Below are 16,147 nucleotides of genomic sequence, written 5' to 3'. Positions count from 1 at the left end.
GTTATCAAGATCCGAGAGGCGCTGTCAACGGCCGGATCCGGCTGCCCTGACGACTCGGGAGGACGCAGCGATCCGAGGGGGCCCGGTCAGCGCACGCCCAGGCGGAGGGACACCGGAAGCTCGATCTCGCGCGGCGCGGCCTCCCCGCCGCCGCCGTCCAGACGGTCCAGCAGCAGACGTGCCGCGGTGCGCCCGAGCTCGCGCGGGTCGTGGTCGATGACGCTGAGCGGCACCGGCGACAGCTCGGCGAGCTCGAAGTCGTCGAAGCTCACGATCTCCGGGAACGCGTCCGCGGTGCGGAGCCCCGTGGCGAGCTGGACGCCGATCTCCTTGAGCGCCCCGATCGCGTTGCGGTTGTTGGCGCAGAAGATCGCGGTCGGCGGGTTCTCCGCCCGGAGCAGGGCGCGCGTGGCCTCCCTGGCCTGGTCCACCGTCTGCTGGGCGGTCGCCACCAGCCGCGGGTCCGCCGTGAGGCCGCGTGCCGCCAGTGCCCGCAGGTAGCCCGCATGCCGTCGCGCCCCCGTGAAGATGGACAGCGCGTTGCCCAGGTACCCGATCCGCGTGTGCCCGCGGTCGATCAGCGCGATCGTGCCCCGGAAGGCCCCGTCCTCGTCGGCGAGGACCACGCTGTCCGCCTCCAGCCCCTCGATCCGCCGGGAGGCGAGCACGACCGGGACCCCCTGTCGCTGCGAATGCTCGAGGTGGGCCGAGGACGCCGCGGCCGGCACGACGACCAGCCCGTCGACGCGGCGGCCCAGGAAGTCGCCGACCAGCTCGGCCTCCCGGGACGCGTCCTCGGAGGTGTTTCCCAGGAGGATGCGGCGGCCGGCGAGGGCCGCCTCCTCCTCGACGCCCAGCGCGAACGTGCCGTAATAGGGGTTGGCGATGTTGGTGATCGCGACGCCGATGAGCCCGCTGCTGTGCCCGGGGCGGATGCTCCGGGCGTTCTCGTTGCGGTGGTAGCCGAGCTCGGCGACGGCGGCAAGCACCCTCTCCTGGACCTCAGGCTTGACGTTCCGGCCGCCCGAGAGCGTGCGCGAGACCGTCATCGGACTCACGCCCGCGCGCTGGGCGACCTCCTTGACGGTCGGACGATGCGCTCGTTCGCCCATGCCCTGCCCTCCCGTCGCAGCCCGCTGAGGGAACGTTATCAAAGGACGCCGTCGCCGTACGCGGCTCCACTGCCTACGGGCTTCCCCGTATCCCGGGCGGCGGGAGCCGGGCCCGCGCCGGCCCGCGACGCCCGGAATGACGGGGATGTCACGGAGGAACCGCCGTCGGCGTCCCGCACGCCGTCCGGCGCGGGCGCGGGGCCACCTAGGGTGCAGGGGAACGACGACGCGAGGGGAGCGGGGGATGGGCGACGCGACGCCCGCCGTGGCGGCCCCGGGGGCGCGGCCCGGCGGTGCCCGTCCTCCGCGGACCGCGATGCGCGTCGTGCGGATGGCGCTCACGTGGACCGCCGTCGCCGCCGTCTTCGTCGCCGCCGGCTTCGCCGTGCGCGCCAACGGACGCGCCGTGGCCGCCGCTCTCGACTCGTACGAGCCGGGGCACGTCGCCCTTGCCGGCGTGGTCGTGCTCGCCGGGATCCTCTGCTCGGCGCTCGGCTGGCATGCGCTGCTGGACAGTCTCGGCACGCGCGTCCGGTTCCGCCGGGCGGCGCCGCTGTACTTCGTCGGCATGCTCGGCAAGTACGTGCCCGGATCCGTGTGGGCCTACGTCCTCCAGATCGCGCTCGCTCGCCGGGCGGGGATCCGCCGGACCCAGACGCTCGCGACGACGCTCGCGAACGTCGCGGTGGTCGCGGTCTCGGGCCTCGCGGTCGGGATCCTGACGATCCCGGAGCTCTCCGGCCAGCCCGCCTACCGCCCCTACCTGTGGCTGTTCGTGTTCGTGCCGGTGATCGTGGTCCTGCTGATCCCCGCCGTCTTCAACCGGCTGCTGCTGCTCGCGCTGCGGCTGGTCCGCGTGACCCCGCCCGACGCGGTCCTGCGCGTCGTCCCGCTGCTGCGCGCCGCGGGCTGGAGCGCCCTGGGCTACGGGCTCTTCGGCCTGCACCTGTGGCTGCTGCTGCCGCTGCACGCGGCGGACGGGTCCGCGCTGCTGCTGTGCATCGGGTCGATGGGGCTGGCGATGATCGCCAGTCTGGTGTTCTTCATCCTTCCCGCGGGCCTCGGGGCGCGGGAGGCGGTGATCGTCGCCGTGCTCGCGCCCGCGGTCGGGACCGGTGCGGCGCTGGCGGCGGCCCTCGTCTCGCGACTGCTGTTCACCGTCGGCGACCTCGCTCTGGCCGGCGGCGCCCTCGGTTGGGGCGCGGTCCTGCGGGGCCGTGCCCGGCGGGACGGGACCACCGGGCGGGTGCGCGTCCCGGCGCCGCCCGAGGCGTCGGCGCGGACTCCCCTCGACGAGGTCGCCGTCGTGCCGCCGGCGCGGGAGGAGGCGTGAGACGAGCGCTCGGCGGGGGAACGCTGGTCGCCGTCCTCCTCGTGACGGCCCTGGTGGCGGGGTGCGCGCCCGTCGCGGCGGGCTCCGATCCGGTCCCCTCGTCGCAGGGCGCCCCGCCGACGCCCGCCTCGTCGCCGACCGCGACGGCGGCCCCCTCGGGCACGCAGCCGCGGGAGGTCGCCTATGCCAGTGCGGAGCTCGGATTCCAGGGCCGGTGGATCGTGCTCGACGGTGCGGAGGAGTTCAACCGCCGGGTCGACGGCTTCGTCCGCGCGCAGATCGAGGCCGACCATCCGGGCTTCGCCGCACGGCTCCCGGACGACGGGGGGATCGCCGCGGGGGAGCTGGCCGAGGCCACGCTGCGCATCGACGGCACGGTCGTCCAGGACCGGGGGACCGTCCTGGGCGTGCGCCTGAGCGCGCGGCGCGAGGACGGCGTCGCCTGGCGGACCGTGTTCGCGAACACCCGCGGCGGGGCCTGGGAGGGGCGAGACCTGCTGACCGAGGAGGCACGGGACGCGCTGACCGAGCGCGTCGGCGCCGCGGCGCTGGACGGCCTCTCGTTCGACCGGGACGGCGGGATCGTGTTCGGCGACGGATCCGCCGCGGGTCTGCCGGCGGACGAGGCGCGGGCGATGCTCACGGACGCCGGGCGGGAGGTCCAGGCCGCCGCGCAGGGCACCGCGCCGTTCGCCGGCCCCGAGGACGGCGCGGCGCCGCACGTGCCCTGCACGCTGATCGCGTGCGTCGCGCTGACGTACGACGACGGGCCGGACCCCGTCACGACGCCGCAGCTGCTCGACCTCCTCGACGCGGCCCGGGTCCCGGCGACCTTCTTCGTCGAGGGGCGCGACGCCGCGGCGCATCCGGGCATCGTCCGCCGCGCGGCCGCGGCCGGCCATGCGATCGAGAACCACACGTGGGATCACGCCGACCTCGCGCTGATCCCTGCCGAGGCGGTCCGCGAGCAGCTCGCGGCCACGGACGAGGCGGTGGTCGCGGCCGGGGTCCCGGCGCCGACGTCCGTGCGCGCCCCCTACGGCTCCGAGGGCGGAGCCGCGCGGGAGGCCGCGGGCAAACCGCTGATCTTCTGGAGCGTCGACAGCTTCGACTGGGAGAGCCTGGATCCGGCCGTGTTCGTGCCGCGCGTGTGGGACCGGATCGAGCCCGGGGGCGTCGTGCTCATGCACGACGTGCATCCGTCCACGATCGCCGGACAGCAGGAGCTCATCGACACGCTCCGGGAGCGCGGCTACACGTTCGTCACGGTCCCTCAGCTGTTCGCCGGGGTCGACCTGGTCGCGGGCGAGGAGTACTCGTGCCTCGGCGAGGGGACCGGGGACACCGGGCGCAGCTGCGTGATGCCCTGACGCGTCGGGGCCTCAGCGGAGGCCGCAGGCGGTGATGCGGAACAGGCGTCGCTCGCCGTCGGCGAGGACCTCCTCGAATCCGTCGCCGCCGGTCACCGTCCCGATCCCCGGGTAGCGTTCCGCCTCCGGGAACCCGCCGACGACCCGGCCGAGCTGGATCACCCACCGCACGCCGGTGCGCTCCAGGGCGGCGCACACGTCCGGGCGGGAGGGGGCGTGGACGAGGTCCGCCATGAGCAGCAGGTCGTCCTCGGAGTAGGTGTAGTTGAGGTGCGGGATGAGCACGGGGACGCCGGCGAACGCGTAGAGCTCGGCGCTGCCGTCGTAGGGGTTGTTCGCGACGATCTCGCCGTCGGGGACGACGTCGGCGACGCGCTGCATGAACGCGATCTCCCCGGGGCCGACGAGGTCCGCGTCCTCGGTCAGCACGTACGCGTTCCGCGTCATGCCCACCTCGTGGTCGATCACCCGGACCTGCGTGAGCGGGATCAGCGCGACGACCGCCAGGACGGTCACGGCGGGCGCGAGCGCGGGCAGGGACGCACCGCGGAGGCGGCCGACGGCCGCGGTGGCGGCGGAGACGATCGCCGCGGCGCCGAGGGCGGCCAGCGGCACCGCCGGGATCGCGAGAAGACCCGCGATCCGGAACCAGTCCTCGTACCAGGGGCCGGTCACGGCCGTGCGGAACGCCGAGCGCGGGAACCCCGTCACGACGACGTACAGGAACCCGGCGACGGCGTAGGACAGCGGCAGCCAGAGCAGGTCGCGCCGGCGCACGGCGATGACGACGACGGCCACCGCGATGCAGCCCGCGGCGGCGACGGCCACCGGACCGCCGACCGGAGCGGAAGCCAGGAATCCGAGGACGGCCTTGCCGAGCGTGTGCGGCGTCTCCCATCCCGGGAACCCGTTGCGCGGCCGGGTGACGATCCACACGCCGACCACGGCGATCGCCGTCCCCGCCGCCGCGAGGACCGGGAGGAGCGGTCCGCGTCCGGCGGAGCGACGGATCCGCGCCCAGCGGACGATCGCGGCACCGACGGCCGGGACCGACAGGCCGATCACGGCGACGGCGACGCTGGGATGGCAGAACGCCAGTCCGGCCGCGGCGAGCACGCCGAGCAGGAGCGCGCCGAGCCAGGAGGAGCGGTCGGCGCGGGCGAGGCGGAGAGCGGAGAGCACGAGGGCGAGCACACCGGGGGCCAGTGCGACGCCGCAGAAGTACGGCAGCACGGTGCCCCACTCCAGCAGCCGCAGGGGGAAGACCGTGAAGGCGGCGGCGAACACGCCCGCGAAGAGGAGGATGCCGGGGCGTGGCCCCGCGACCGCCCGGGTGAGCGCGAGCACGCCGACGGACCAGACCACCGCGGCGAGGGCGACGTTGGCGGCGCTGATCGCGAGCGGGATCTGCCAGGGACTCGCCGGCAGGGTCTGCGCGACGAGGGCGACCAGATCGTGCCACCCCGCGGGGTAGAACGCCAGCACGCCGTCGGCGTGGCCCATGAGCACGCCCAAGGTCAGCGACGAGCCGTCGCCGGTGTCGAGCGTCCGCCGCACGCCGTTGAGGTGGAAGACGATGTCGAAGCGCTGCGAGAAGTTCCGAGGGCCGATCAGCGCCTCGGTCACCCGCCAGGTCAGCAGACCGACGGCGATCACGAGCCCGCCGCCGAACGCGAGGCGGCCGAGCCCGGTCCGAGCGCTCGCCGCGGAGGCGGGGTCGTCCGCCGGGCCGGTCCGTGCGGGGCGCGGGGCGGGCGGCGCGATCCGGCGGACGAGCAGACCGACGCCGCCCGCGACCACGAGCGCGACGCCGGTACCCGCGGCGACCGGCCCGTACCCGAACGGCACGCCGAGCCGCTCGGCGACGACGGCGGATCCCGCGACGACGGCCAGGGACGCAGCCGGGGCGGCGCCGACCGCGAGCGCCCCGCGGACGCCGAGCAGCAGGGCGCAGGCCGTTCCCGGAAGGAACAGGATCGCGAGGGCGACGAGGATCTGCGGGACGACCTCCAGCCACGTCATGGACCGTCCCCTTCCGTCGGCCGGAGTCTACCGACGCGCCCCCGCCCGCTCGCCCGTCGGTGTCCCTCGCCGCCGATCCCCGCGGCGCCGGGTGCGGGATTCCCCGTACCGACCCCGCGGCTCAGTCACACGCGATCCCGTCTCCGTCGCGGTCGAGGTCGTACTCGTCCGGGCCGACGACGGAGAGCGGTCCGGCGACGTAGGAGGGGCCGTTTCCTCCTCCTCCCTGGCAGTCGACGTCCGAGTCGATCGGGACGCACACCCCGGCGTAGCTCGGGTGGCATTCCGGCCCCGTCGGTTCCTGGGCGGCGAAGGGGACAGGCTCGGCGGCGGGCGGGATGCGCGTCCCGATGGCGGTGACTTCGGCGACCGGCTCGGCGAGAACGGTCTCTCCCACGATCTCGCGTGAGACCTCGACACCGCCGACGGTCCCGATCCGGAACACGGTGAGCCTCGTCCCGACCTGACCCGCAGTGATGACGGCGGTCGTCCCCTCATCGATGTCGGCGGACTCGACGGTCGTCCGCTCGAAGTCGATGTCGGAGCGGACCTCGATGTCGGCGTACGTCGTCGGCTCCGGGCTGGGTGTGCTCGGCGCAGCCGCGACGAAGCCCTGCGGTGTGGCCGACGCCGACGGGGTGACGGAGGCCGGGCGATCCGCCGTCGACGGGCCTGTGGTCGCGGCGTTCCCCGTGCTGCCTCCGATGACGAGCAGCACCACGGCCCCGAGCGCCGCCCACCCGGCACCGCGTCCGTGGATCCCGAGTCGCGGCGCTGCGCCTCGGACGATGACGACGCCGGCGATGGCCGCGAGGGCGAGGCAGAGGACGATGAGGACGGGGAGGGCCCATCGCGCGAGGAGGCCGCCGACGACGGCCACGCCGAGGGCGGTCAGGGGCAGGATCCACCACCGGCGACGTGTCGAACGCGGTGCGGGGGAAGGAGCGGTCATAGAGGCATCATCGTGCGTCCGTCGCGCTTCCGCCACTCCGGTATATCGTCCGGGGGGATACGTGGAACGGAACGGCGCCAGGTGCTCCTTGCCTCTTCCCCGGCGACAGTTAACGACATATCGTTGAGTATCGTTCACGATCCGACACGGGAGGCAACCATGAGCGGCGCATTCGGTTCCGAGGGGTTCGGCGGTTTCGGCGGGCTGGGCGGTCGGGGCGGTCCCGGCGCGGCGATCTGGGAGGCGATGGAGCAGCTCCGATCCGCGTTCGACCAGCGCCCCAGCGCACCCACCCGCATGGCGCGCGGGGACGTGCGTGCGGCGGTGCTCGCGCTCCTGGCTGAGCAGCCCATGCACGGCTACCAGATCATCCACGAGATCGAGGAGCGCAGCGGCGGCGCGTGGAAGCCCAGCGCCGGATCGGTGTACCCGACGCTCCAGCTCCTCGCGGACGAGGGACTGATCGTGGCCGAGGAGCTCCGCGGCCGCAAGACGTACTCCCTCACCGACGACGGACGCGAGGTCGCCGACGAGGCCGCCGACCGGCCCGCGCCGTGGGAGGGCAGCGGCGGCGGCACGCGCGAGGGCGAGCGCGGACGCTCGCACACCGCGCTGCCGAAGGCCGGCATGGACCTCGCCGGCGCCGCCGCGCAAGTCGCCCGCACCGGCACGGCCGCGCAGGTGGACGCGGCGGTGACCGTGCTCGAGGATGCGCGTCGCAAGCTGTACGCGATCCTGGCCGACGCCTGATGGCCGATCGCGTCCCGGAGGCCGCACGCGGGCCGTACCGGGCACGCTACCGGCGCATCCTGCTCTTCGCGGCGCGCGCCATCGTCCAGACCTGGTGGTTCGAGCTCGTGCTTCCGCGTCTCGGCCTGGTCGCCGTCGCGGAGCGCACCCGCGAGGGGCGGATGCTGCGGCTCGCGCGGCGGTTCCGCGACCTCGCGGTCGAGCTCGGCGGGCTGATGATCAAGGTCGGGCAGTTCCTCTCGTCGCGCCTGGACGTGCTGCCGCCGGAGATCACGGCGGAGCTCGCAGATCTGCAGGACGAGGTCCCCGCGGTCCCCTTCGACGACATCCGCGCGCTGGCCGAGGCGGAGCTCGGGGTCCCGCTGAGCCGTGCGTTCGCGGCGTTCGATCCCACACCGGTGGCCGCGGCGTCGCTGGGGCAGGCGCACCGGGCCGTGCTGTCCGCCGATGACTCCGCCGACACCGGGCTCGAGGCGGTCGTCGTCAAGGTGCAGCGGCCCGGCATCGATGCGGTCGTGGCCGTCGACCTCGCCGCGCTGCGCCGCGTCGCGGGGTGGCTGAGTCGGGTGCGGATCGTGTCCGACCGCGTGGATGCCCCGGCGCTCGTCGAGGAGTTCGCAGCCACCTGCCGCGAGGAGATCGACTACCTGCACGAGGCGTCGAACGCGGAGCGCTTCGCGGAGTGCGTGGCGTCCGACGCCCGCGTGGCGGCCCCGCAGGTGGTGTGGGAGCGCACGACGCGGCGGGTGCTCACGCTCGAGGACGTCACCGCCATCAAGATCAACGACACCGTCGCCCTCCGCGCCGCGGGGATCGATCCGTCCGACGTCGCGGACGTGTTCGCGGACGTGATGCTCGACCAGGTGTTCACGCACTCGTTCGTGCACGCCGACCCGCACCCGGGCAACATCTTCGTGACGCCGTTGCCGCAGGGCGATGCGGCGGGCTCGGCACCGGGCCATGCGGCGGGCTCGGTGCCCTGGCGCCTCACGTTCGTCGACTTCGGCATGATGGCCGAGGTGCCCGACGGCATCCGGGACGGCCTGCGCACGCTCGTCATCGCCATCGCGGCCCGCGACAGCCGGGGGCTGGTGGCGGCGGCGCAGGAGATCGGCGTGCTCCTGCCGTCGGCCAGCACCGTGGAGCTGGAACGCGCGCTCACCGCGCTGTTCGCCCGCTTCGGCGGCATGGGATTCAGCGAGCTCCGCGATGTGGACCCGAGGGAGTTCCGCGACTTCGCCGTGGAGTTCGGCGACACCGTGCGGGCCCTGCCGGTGCAGTTCCCCGAGAAGCTGCTGCTGCTCATGCGTGCCGTGGCGCTGACGTCGGGCCTGTGCAGCGCACTCGAGCCGGAGTTCAACCTCTGGGATCCGGTGGAGCCCTATGCCACCCGGCTCCTGCGCGACGAGAGCGGAAACCTGGCGCAGGACCTCGGGAAGCAGGCCCTGGCGAACGCGGGGGTGCTGTGGCGGCTGCCGCAGCGGGTGGACTCGCTGATCACGCGGTTCGACGCCGGGACGCTCACCTTCGACACGTCGCCGCTGGAGCGCCGGCTCGACCGGCTGGTGAGCATCGGGCGGCGGGCGGTCTCGGCGGTGCTGTTCGCGGCGCTCCTCATCGGCGGGACCCTGCTCCTCGGCCCGGTGCCGGTGCTCGGCTGGATCCTCATCGGCGTCTCGGTCCTGCCCCTGCTGCACGCCCTGTTCGCCGGCGCCGCCGGCCGTGGGCCGCGCTAGCGCCGTCGTTCCGTGTCGCGGAGGGGAGGCACGCCGTCCTTGCGCCGATCCGCGGCGGCGACGCCCGCCCGCATCGCGTCGCGGTCGGCCCGCGACCACGGCCCCGACGCGGCGAGCGGGATCTCGGTCAGGAAGCGGCGCTCGGGCTCGGGGATCCGCTGCACGAACGCGTCGGGGTCGCTGCCCGCGAGGGCGTACAGGGCGGGGCCGTCGGCGTAGAAGAGATCGGTGACGACGAGGCGCCCGTCCGATCCGCGCATGACGTTCGCCGGGTTGTCGTCGAGCGGGCCGCACCAGGGCAGCTCCGCGCGGGCCCGGTCATGGATCCGCTGCACGATGCCCGCGAGCTCCTCGGCCGGCGCGGCACCGCTCGCCACGGCGCGATGGAACGCCGACGCCTCCTCCTCCGGCACGGCGGCGAGCCACTCCATCACCTGGAGGTCGCCGCCGCCGGCGAGCCGCCGGTGCGCATGCAGCCGAGGCACCTGGCGGGTGTGCGCAGCCGCGCGATAGAGCTCCGCGGCGTACGGGCCGGTGGGGTCGAACGGGCTGATCCGGACCGCAGCCTCGCCGTCCGGAGATCGCAGGGCGATCGCCCAGTCCCCGGCCCCGCACGGCGTCCACCCGGCGTCGAGGAACGAATGTTCGGCGTCGCGGTGATCGGCCGAGGCGGCCAGCTCGGCGAGGATCTCGTCCATCCCCTCAGTCTGACGCCTCGCCGCGACCGCGGACGCGGGATCCCATCGGGATGGTGGCGGAGGGGGCGGCGACGCGGCGATGTCGGACGCCCGTGGTTGTATGACGACATGAGCATCGCAACGTCGGCAGACGGCACTCCCATCGAGTTCTCGGCGACCGGAGACGGCCGAACCGTCGTGATCGTGAACGGGGCCCTGTCGAGGGCGGAGGACGCCGCGCCGATCGCCCGGGCGCTCGCCGATGCCGGTCTCCGTGCGGTCACCTGGGATCGCCGTGCCCGTGGCGGGAGCGGCGACCGGTCCGGCTCCACGCCCGACGACGAGGTGGCCGACCTGGCGGCGGTGATCAAGGCGGCGGGCGGGGCCGATGCCGTCCTCGGCCATTCCTCCGGGGCCGTGCTCGCGCTCTATGCCGCATCGCAGGGCGTCCCGACCGGCGCGCTCTTCCTCTCCGAGCCGCCGATCGATGTCGACGGCTCCGGTGCGCAGACGCCGGAGCTCGCGGAGCGACTGCAGGCGCTCGTCAGCGACGGGCGGCCCGGCGACGCGATCGAGACCTTCCAGATCGAAGCGGTCGGGCTGCCTCGCGAGATGGTCGAGGCCGGCCGCGCGAACGGCATGCTCTCCGCCCTCACGGCGCTCGCGCAGTCCACGGTGTACGACACGCGACTGGTGTATCGGATGCGCCAGCCGAGCGGCGAACTGCTGGACGTGAAGCGTCCCGTCACGGTGCTGCGCGGTGAGCAGACCTTCCCCTTCCTGATCGCCGCGTCGGACTGGGCCGCTGGGCAGATCCCCGGTGCGGAGCTCGTCATCGTGCCCGAGTCGGTCATGCACCGGGTCGACCCGACGGCGACGGCTCGCGTGATCTCCGCACGACTCTGACGCCTCGTCCGCGGGTTCGCGGATGCGCGGGTTCGCGGACGCAGAGCCGTCTCGACCTCGCGCGTGAGCGAGGTCGCCGAGAGAGGTGACCGCGCGCACTCCGTCACGCCCCTGCCGTGGCGGAGGCGCGTCGGTCGTGGGCAGCGTGCACCGGAGAGGAGTCCTTCCTCGGCCTCGCCCGTCGGCGACATAGCGAGGGGGTAATCGCAACAGGTCGTCACGCACCCGCCCCGATGTCGACGGCGCTGTTCTCCCGTGCGTCGACCGGCCTCCCCGCCGTCGCGAGCCCGGTCCGACGAGGGTCTTGACACCCGGGGGTCACGGGCATAACGTACAACCAAATGGTTGCACAACGAGAACTCGACGAGACGGAGATCGACCGTGTCTTCCACGCACTGGCGGCCTCGACCCGGCGCGACATCCTGCGCCGGACCATCGACCGCGAGCAGTCGGTCTCCGCACTGGCCCGTGACTACGACATGTCGTTCGCCGCGGTCCAGAAGCATGTGGCCGTCCTGGAAGAGGCGCGGCTCATCATCAAGCGCGCCGAGGGACGCGAGCGGCTCGTCCGCGCCAATCCGGACATGATCGCCCGCGCCCGCGCTCTGCTCGCCCGGTACGAGGAGCTGTGGCGCGCCCGCGTTTCGCGCCTCGACGACCTGCTCGCCGCCGAGGGCTTCACCGGCCCGACCGGCGGGTCCTCCCCCTCATCCGATTCCGCATCACCCCACCGAGGAGAATGACATGCCCGTCATCGACGTCACCACCGACCCCGAAGCCCTGACGATGACCGTCACGGCCGACTTCGCCGCCCCCGTCGAGCGCGTGTGGGACGCGTACAGCGACCCGCGTCAGCTCGAGCGCTTCTGGGGTCCTCCCGGGTGGCCTGCCACGTTCACCGCCTGGGACCACCGGGTCGGCGGCCGCGCCGTCTACTCGATGAGCGGCCCGCGCGGGGAGAAGTCGTCCGGATCCTGGGAGTTCCTCGCGATCGAGGCGCCGAACCGGTTCGAGGTGCTGGACAGCTTCGTGGACGACGAGGGCGCGCCGCTCGACGGATTCCCGGCGATGCGGATGACCTTCACCTTCGAGCCGGCCGGCGACGGGACGCGCATGGTCACGACGAGCTACTTCGACTCGGTCGAGGCGCTGGACCAGGTGGTCGAGATGGGCGCCGTCGAGGGGACGAAGATGGCCATGGCACAGCTCGACGCCGTTCTGCAGGACCTCCGGGAGTACGCGCAGGGCAAGGGCACGCGCGTCGAGCTGCTCGACGACACCCACGTGCGGATCACTCGGCTCGTGGAAGGGCCGCGCGAGCTGGTGTGGCGCGCGCACCACGACCCGGCGCTCCTCCCGCAGTGGATGACCGGGCCGGACGGCTGGGTCATGACCGAGAGCGTCCCCGGCGCTGCCGCCGGCGATGCGCACCGCATGTCCTGGGCCCCGCTCGACGGCACGGACGGCGAGGCGTTCGGTTTCGAGGGCGAGATCCTGCTCGTCGATCCGCCGTACCGCGAAGTGTCCACGGAGAGGATGCAGGGCACCGAGGGCCCCACGACGCTGAACGACTTCAGCCTCTATGAGGAGAACGGCGCCACGCTGATCACCCTGCTCATCGAATACCCGGACAAGGAGACCCGCGACATGATCCTCGCCACCGGCATGGCCGACGGCATGGAGGCGGGATACGCCCGTCTGGAGAGCACCGTCCTGGCCCCGGCCTGATCCGGGGCCGGATGCGCGCGTCTCGTCTCGTCGCTGCGCTCCTCGCTCAACGACCGGTGTGGGTTCCCGGTCGTTGAGCGAGCGCAGCGAGACGAAACGGTGCGTGGGCTTCCGGTCGTTGAGCGAGCGCAGCGAGACGAAACGGTGTGTGGCTCCCGGTCGTTGAGCGAGCGCAGCGAGACGAAACGGTGCGACCCGCACCCGTCCGCCGCCACGGCCGCCGGGCTGGGAGCGGCGGAGACCGCGTGTCAGGATGGATTTCCATGGACACTCCGGACGAGAAGGAAACGACGCGCTCCGACGCTCAGGCCACGCCGGCGGGCTCACGGCCCCCGGTGCTCCGAGGATCCGCCGTCCCGCCGCCGAGCGTCCCGCCGGGCTCGCCCGCTCCTCCGGCTCGTCCCGCCAACAAGGCCACGGAAGCGGCACGCAAGATCGTCCGGGACATGTCCGCGGTCCCGCCGCGAAGCGTCCATCCGGCCCTGATCCCCGGCGTCGCCGTCGAGGAGACCGGGCGCACTTACCGGACGGATCCGCTGGTCTTCGGCATCGCGGTCACGCTCACCCTCGCGTTCATCGCCTGGGGCGTCTTCGCCGGCGACAACCTCTCCGGCACCACCAAGACGGTGCTGGACTGGGTGGTGGAGCACGTCGGGTTCTTTTTCACCACGATCGCCACCGTCGTGCTGGTGTTCATGCTGTTCGTGGGGTTCAGCCGCTACGGGCGGATCCCGCTGGGCCGCGACGACGAGCAGCCCGAGTTCTCGCTCTTCTCCTGGATCTCGATGCTGTTCGCCGCGGGAATGGGCATCGGGCTGGTGTTCTGGGGAGCCGCCGAGCCGCTCACCTTCTACGAGAGCCCGCCGCCGGGCACCGTCGAGGCGAACACGCTCGAGGCCATGCACCAGGCCCAGGCACAGGTGCTCTACCACTGGGGCCCGCAGGCGTGGGCCTTCTACGCGCTCGTGGGCGGTGCGATCGCGTACGGCGCCTACCGCCGCGGCCGCACGCCGCTCATCTCGTCGATCTTCGCGCCGCTGCTGGGCGAGGATCGCACGACCGGCGCCGTGGGCCGCACGATCGACGTCTTCTCCATCATCGTCACGCTCTTCGGCACGGCGGCGTCCCTCGGGCTCGGCGCGCTGCAGATCGGCCACGGGATCGAGATCGTGGCCGGGATCGGGGAGATCGGCAACGGCGTTCTGATCATGGTGATCGCCGTGCTGACCGCGTGCTTCATCGCCTCGGCGGTCTCGGGCGTCTCCAAGGGGATCCGGGCGCTGTCGAACATCAACTCGGTCGCGGCGATCCTCCTGGCCCTGTTCGTCTTCTTCGTCGGACCGACGCTGCTGATCCTCAACGTCATCCCCGCGGTGGCGGCGGAGTTCATCGGGGACCTTCCGCAGCTGATCGGACGATCCGGATCCCAGGGCGAGGCGGCGCAGGCGTTCCTGTCCAGCTGGACGATCTTCTACTGGGCGTGGTGGATCTCCTGGTCGCCCTTCGTCGGCATGTTCATCGCGAAGATCTCCCGGGGGCGGACGCTGCGGCAGTTCGTGTCCGTCGTCATCCTGGTGCCCTCGGTGATCTCGCTGATCTGGTTCGCGATCTTCGGGACCACGGCGATCGACCAGCAGCGCGGCGGCGCCGAGCTGAAGACGAACCCTCCGGAGGAGGTTCTCTTCGGGGTCCTCGAGAACCTGCCCTTCCCGCTGGTGACGAGCGTCGCCCTGATCCTGCTCATCGCGATCTTCTTCATCACCGGCGCGGACTCGTCGTCGCTCGTGATGGGGACGCTGTCGCAGCAGGGCCGTCCGGAGCCCGCCCGCTGGGTGGCCGCGACCTGGGGGACGCTCGTCGGCGTGATCGCCGCGGTCCTGCTCGTCTCGGGCGAGGAGGGCAGCGGTCTGAAGTCGCTGCAGAACGTGACCATCATCGCCGCCCTGCCCTTCGCGATCATCATGGCGTTCATGATGATCTCGTTCCTCCGCGACCTGCAGCGCGATCCGCTCATCCTCCGCGACAAGTACGCGGTGCGCGCGGTGCGGCACAGCGTCCGCTCGGGCTTGGAGGAGTACGGCGACGACTTCGCCCTCGTCCCCGTGGAGTACGACCATTCGACGGACGACATCGCCTGGGTGGACGAGGAGGACGTCGACGACAGCCTCGCCGAGGTGTACCAGGCGGCGACCGAGGCGATCGACATCATCCCGGTGGACGCCGAGGAGGTCCCGGCCGACGAGACCGGATCCGACCCGGCGGCCGGTGCGACGGAGGAGGAGCGCCCGTCCGCCTCCTGACGCGCGTGCGTCTCGCTCGGACGCCGTCGTCGCGTCGTGCGGGTGGGCGCGTTTCGTCTCGTCGCTGCGCTCCTCGCTCAACGACCGGACGCGGAGTTCGCGCGTTGCGGCGGACGCTGGTGTGGCTTTCCTCCGCGGGAGGCGCGGTTCTCCGTGTGGGCGGGTGGTGCCGGTCGTTGAGCGACACTTCGACTCGCTTCGCTCGCTCAGTGCGGGTCTCCGCGAGACGAAACGTGATGGGCGGTTGTCCGTGGCATCGGCTAGTCTGGAGCGGCAGGACGCCCCCGGGCCTCCCGCACCCGCCAACGCCCCGTTCACGCGGGGCGTTGTGTTGTCTGGTCAGGGGCACCAGACGTACTCGCTCACGGTGATCTCTCGGATGCTCGCTGCGATCTTGGCGATGGCTCGTCGACTGCGCTCGTCTCGTGTGGTGACCGTCCGATCGCGGTTGAGGAAGTACGTGGCGAGATCCGCTGCCTGAAGGAGGCGGCTCTCATGGGACGGCCCGAAGTAGATCGTGTCCGCGATCCGGGTCACCGGCCGTGTCGTGTAGCCGGGAACGCGCTCAAGCCGGAAATCTCGGAAGCTGCGTCGCGCCCCCGGTGCGGAATGGTGCTCGTCCGCGAGGACGAGGCCGAGCTGCTCGTGCGGGTCGAGGCGCCGAAGGTGTTTGTCGATGTCCTGGAGAGTGTGCGCGAGGGTGAGGAGGTGCGGTGGAAAAGGTACGCGGTACCGCAGTCGCTGCGCAGCCAGATCCACGCCGCGAAACACAAAACGCCCGGAGGAGCGTGCCAGCACTTTGGCGATGAGAGCACATGCCTTCACTCGCCATGGCGTTGGAACGCAATCCCAATCACCCTTCCCATGGAACATGTCGTGGGCATGAAACTCGGACGACGAGGAGAATCCCGGAACGTGACGTGCGAGAAGATCACCGATGGAGTCGAGTCCCTGCTCTATGTGTCGGATCGCCTGGGAATCCACGATCAGTGCCCCGAAGAAGTAGAAGCGATCGTCGCGGGCGGATTCATCCAGATACACCAGGCGCATGGGAGGACGCTACCGGAAACTGGTGTGCCAACGAGGATCATCGGTGACTAGTGCACCTCGTCTCCCTCCGCGTGTAGTCCTTTCCGGATCGGTGCCGCCGGGCGGACCCGGGCGGTGTCGGGACGCAACTGTTATTTCGGTGGGCAAGGCCGGGTCGTTGTTACCGCGCCGCGTAGGAAGGTTCGTATGAGACCCTCTTCCTCGTCCTTGG

At 72.5% G+C, this 16,147-nt stretch carries 13 protein-coding genes; 8 read left to right on the top strand and 5 right to left on the bottom strand.

The features are described from left to right. Window positions 1–86 precede the first annotated feature (86 nt). Window positions 87–1,112 (bottom strand): LacI family DNA-binding transcriptional regulator, encoded by a 1,026-nt coding sequence (locus tag V6R91_RS07990; RefSeq protein ID WP_336395093.1) that lies wholly within the window; start codon window positions 1,110–1,112, stop codon window positions 87–89. Window positions 1,113–1,356: 244 nt separating this feature from the next. On the opposite strand from V6R91_RS07990, the gene V6R91_RS07985 reads away from it, so the two are divergent. Together V6R91_RS07985 and V6R91_RS07980 are read left to right on the top strand one after the other, a co-directional pair. Continuing rightward, complete coding sequence (locus tag V6R91_RS07985) at window positions 1,357–2,445, top strand: lysylphosphatidylglycerol synthase transmembrane domain-containing protein (protein ID WP_336395092.1); 1,089 nt, start codon at window positions 1,357–1,359, stop codon at window positions 2,443–2,445. After that, the gene (locus V6R91_RS07980; RefSeq protein WP_336395091.1) at window positions 2,442–3,815 is read left to right on the top strand and encodes a polysaccharide deacetylase family protein; all 1,374 of its coding nucleotides are present in this window, start codon (window positions 2,442–2,444) and stop codon (window positions 3,813–3,815) included. The genes V6R91_RS07985 and V6R91_RS07980 overlap by 4 nt, the downstream gene beginning before the upstream one ends. 12 nt (window positions 3,816–3,827) lie before the next feature. On the opposite strand, the gene V6R91_RS07975 is transcribed toward V6R91_RS07980, so the two are convergent. Both V6R91_RS07975 and V6R91_RS07970 read right to left on the bottom strand, forming a co-directional pair. Further along, the gene (locus tag V6R91_RS07975; RefSeq protein WP_336395090.1) at window positions 3,828–5,837 is read right to left on the bottom strand and encodes a DUF6541 family protein; all 2,010 of its coding nucleotides are present in this window, start codon (window positions 5,835–5,837) and stop codon (window positions 3,828–3,830) included. Window positions 5,838–5,958: 121 nt separating this feature from the next. Continuing rightward, window positions 5,959–6,789: a G5 domain-containing protein gene (locus V6R91_RS07970; protein ID WP_336395089.1), complete on the bottom strand. Its 831-nt coding sequence runs from the start codon at window positions 6,787–6,789 to the stop codon at window positions 5,959–5,961. Window positions 6,790–6,948: 159 nt separating this feature from the next. Here V6R91_RS07970 and V6R91_RS07965 point away from each other — a divergent pair, with 159 nt between their 5' ends. Continuing rightward, window positions 6,949–7,539, top strand: coding sequence for a PadR family transcriptional regulator (locus tag V6R91_RS07965; protein ID WP_219085026.1), 591 nt, complete (start codon window positions 6,949–6,951; stop codon window positions 7,537–7,539). Continuing rightward, window positions 7,539–9,275 (top strand): ABC1 kinase family protein, encoded by a 1,737-nt coding sequence (locus V6R91_RS07960; RefSeq protein ID WP_336395088.1) that lies wholly within the window; start codon window positions 7,539–7,541, stop codon window positions 9,273–9,275. The genes V6R91_RS07965 and V6R91_RS07960 overlap by 1 nt, the downstream gene beginning before the upstream one ends. Here the strand turns inward: V6R91_RS07960 and V6R91_RS07955 are convergent. Continuing rightward, on the bottom strand, window positions 9,272–9,973 hold the full coding sequence (locus tag V6R91_RS07955) for a hypothetical protein (RefSeq protein WP_336395087.1): 702 nt from the start codon (window positions 9,971–9,973) through the stop codon (window positions 9,272–9,274). The two genes, V6R91_RS07960 and V6R91_RS07955, sit on opposite strands and share 4 nt — an antisense overlap. Window positions 9,974–10,081: 108 nt before the next feature. Between V6R91_RS07955 and V6R91_RS07950 the strand changes: the two genes are divergently transcribed. The 4 genes from V6R91_RS07950 to V6R91_RS07935 all read left to right on the top strand — a co-directional run bounded on the left by V6R91_RS07950 (window position 10,082) and on the right by V6R91_RS07935 (window position 14,886). After that, on the top strand, window positions 10,082–10,858 hold the full coding sequence (locus V6R91_RS07950; RefSeq protein WP_336395086.1) for an alpha/beta fold hydrolase: 777 nt from the start codon (window positions 10,082–10,084) through the stop codon (window positions 10,856–10,858). A gap of 341 nt (window positions 10,859–11,199) precedes the next feature. Continuing rightward, entirely contained in the window at window positions 11,200–11,601 is a 402-nt protein-coding gene (locus tag V6R91_RS07945) for an ArsR/SmtB family transcription factor (RefSeq protein ID WP_271060364.1), read from the top strand. A 1-nt stretch (window position 11,602) separates the two neighbouring features. Further along, window positions 11,603–12,586: an SRPBCC family protein gene (locus V6R91_RS07940; protein ID WP_336395085.1), complete on the top strand. Its 984-nt coding sequence runs from the start codon at window positions 11,603–11,605 to the stop codon at window positions 12,584–12,586. 263 nt (window positions 12,587–12,849) lie between these two features. Next, complete coding sequence (locus V6R91_RS07935) at window positions 12,850–14,886, top strand: BCCT family transporter (protein WP_336395084.1); 2,037 nt, start codon at window positions 12,850–12,852, stop codon at window positions 14,884–14,886. A 339-nt stretch (window positions 14,887–15,225) separates the two neighbouring features. On the opposite strand, the gene V6R91_RS07930 is transcribed toward V6R91_RS07935, so the two are convergent. Continuing rightward, window positions 15,226–15,936, bottom strand: a complete 711-nt coding sequence (locus V6R91_RS07930; protein WP_336395083.1) for a DUF3800 domain-containing protein — start codon at window positions 15,934–15,936, stop codon at window positions 15,226–15,228. Window positions 15,937–16,147: the final 211 nt, after the last annotated feature.

It is taken from the genome of Microbacterium sp. CCNWLW41 (assembly GCF_037083505.1).
This window is presented reverse-complemented; position numbering and strand designations above follow the sequence as displayed.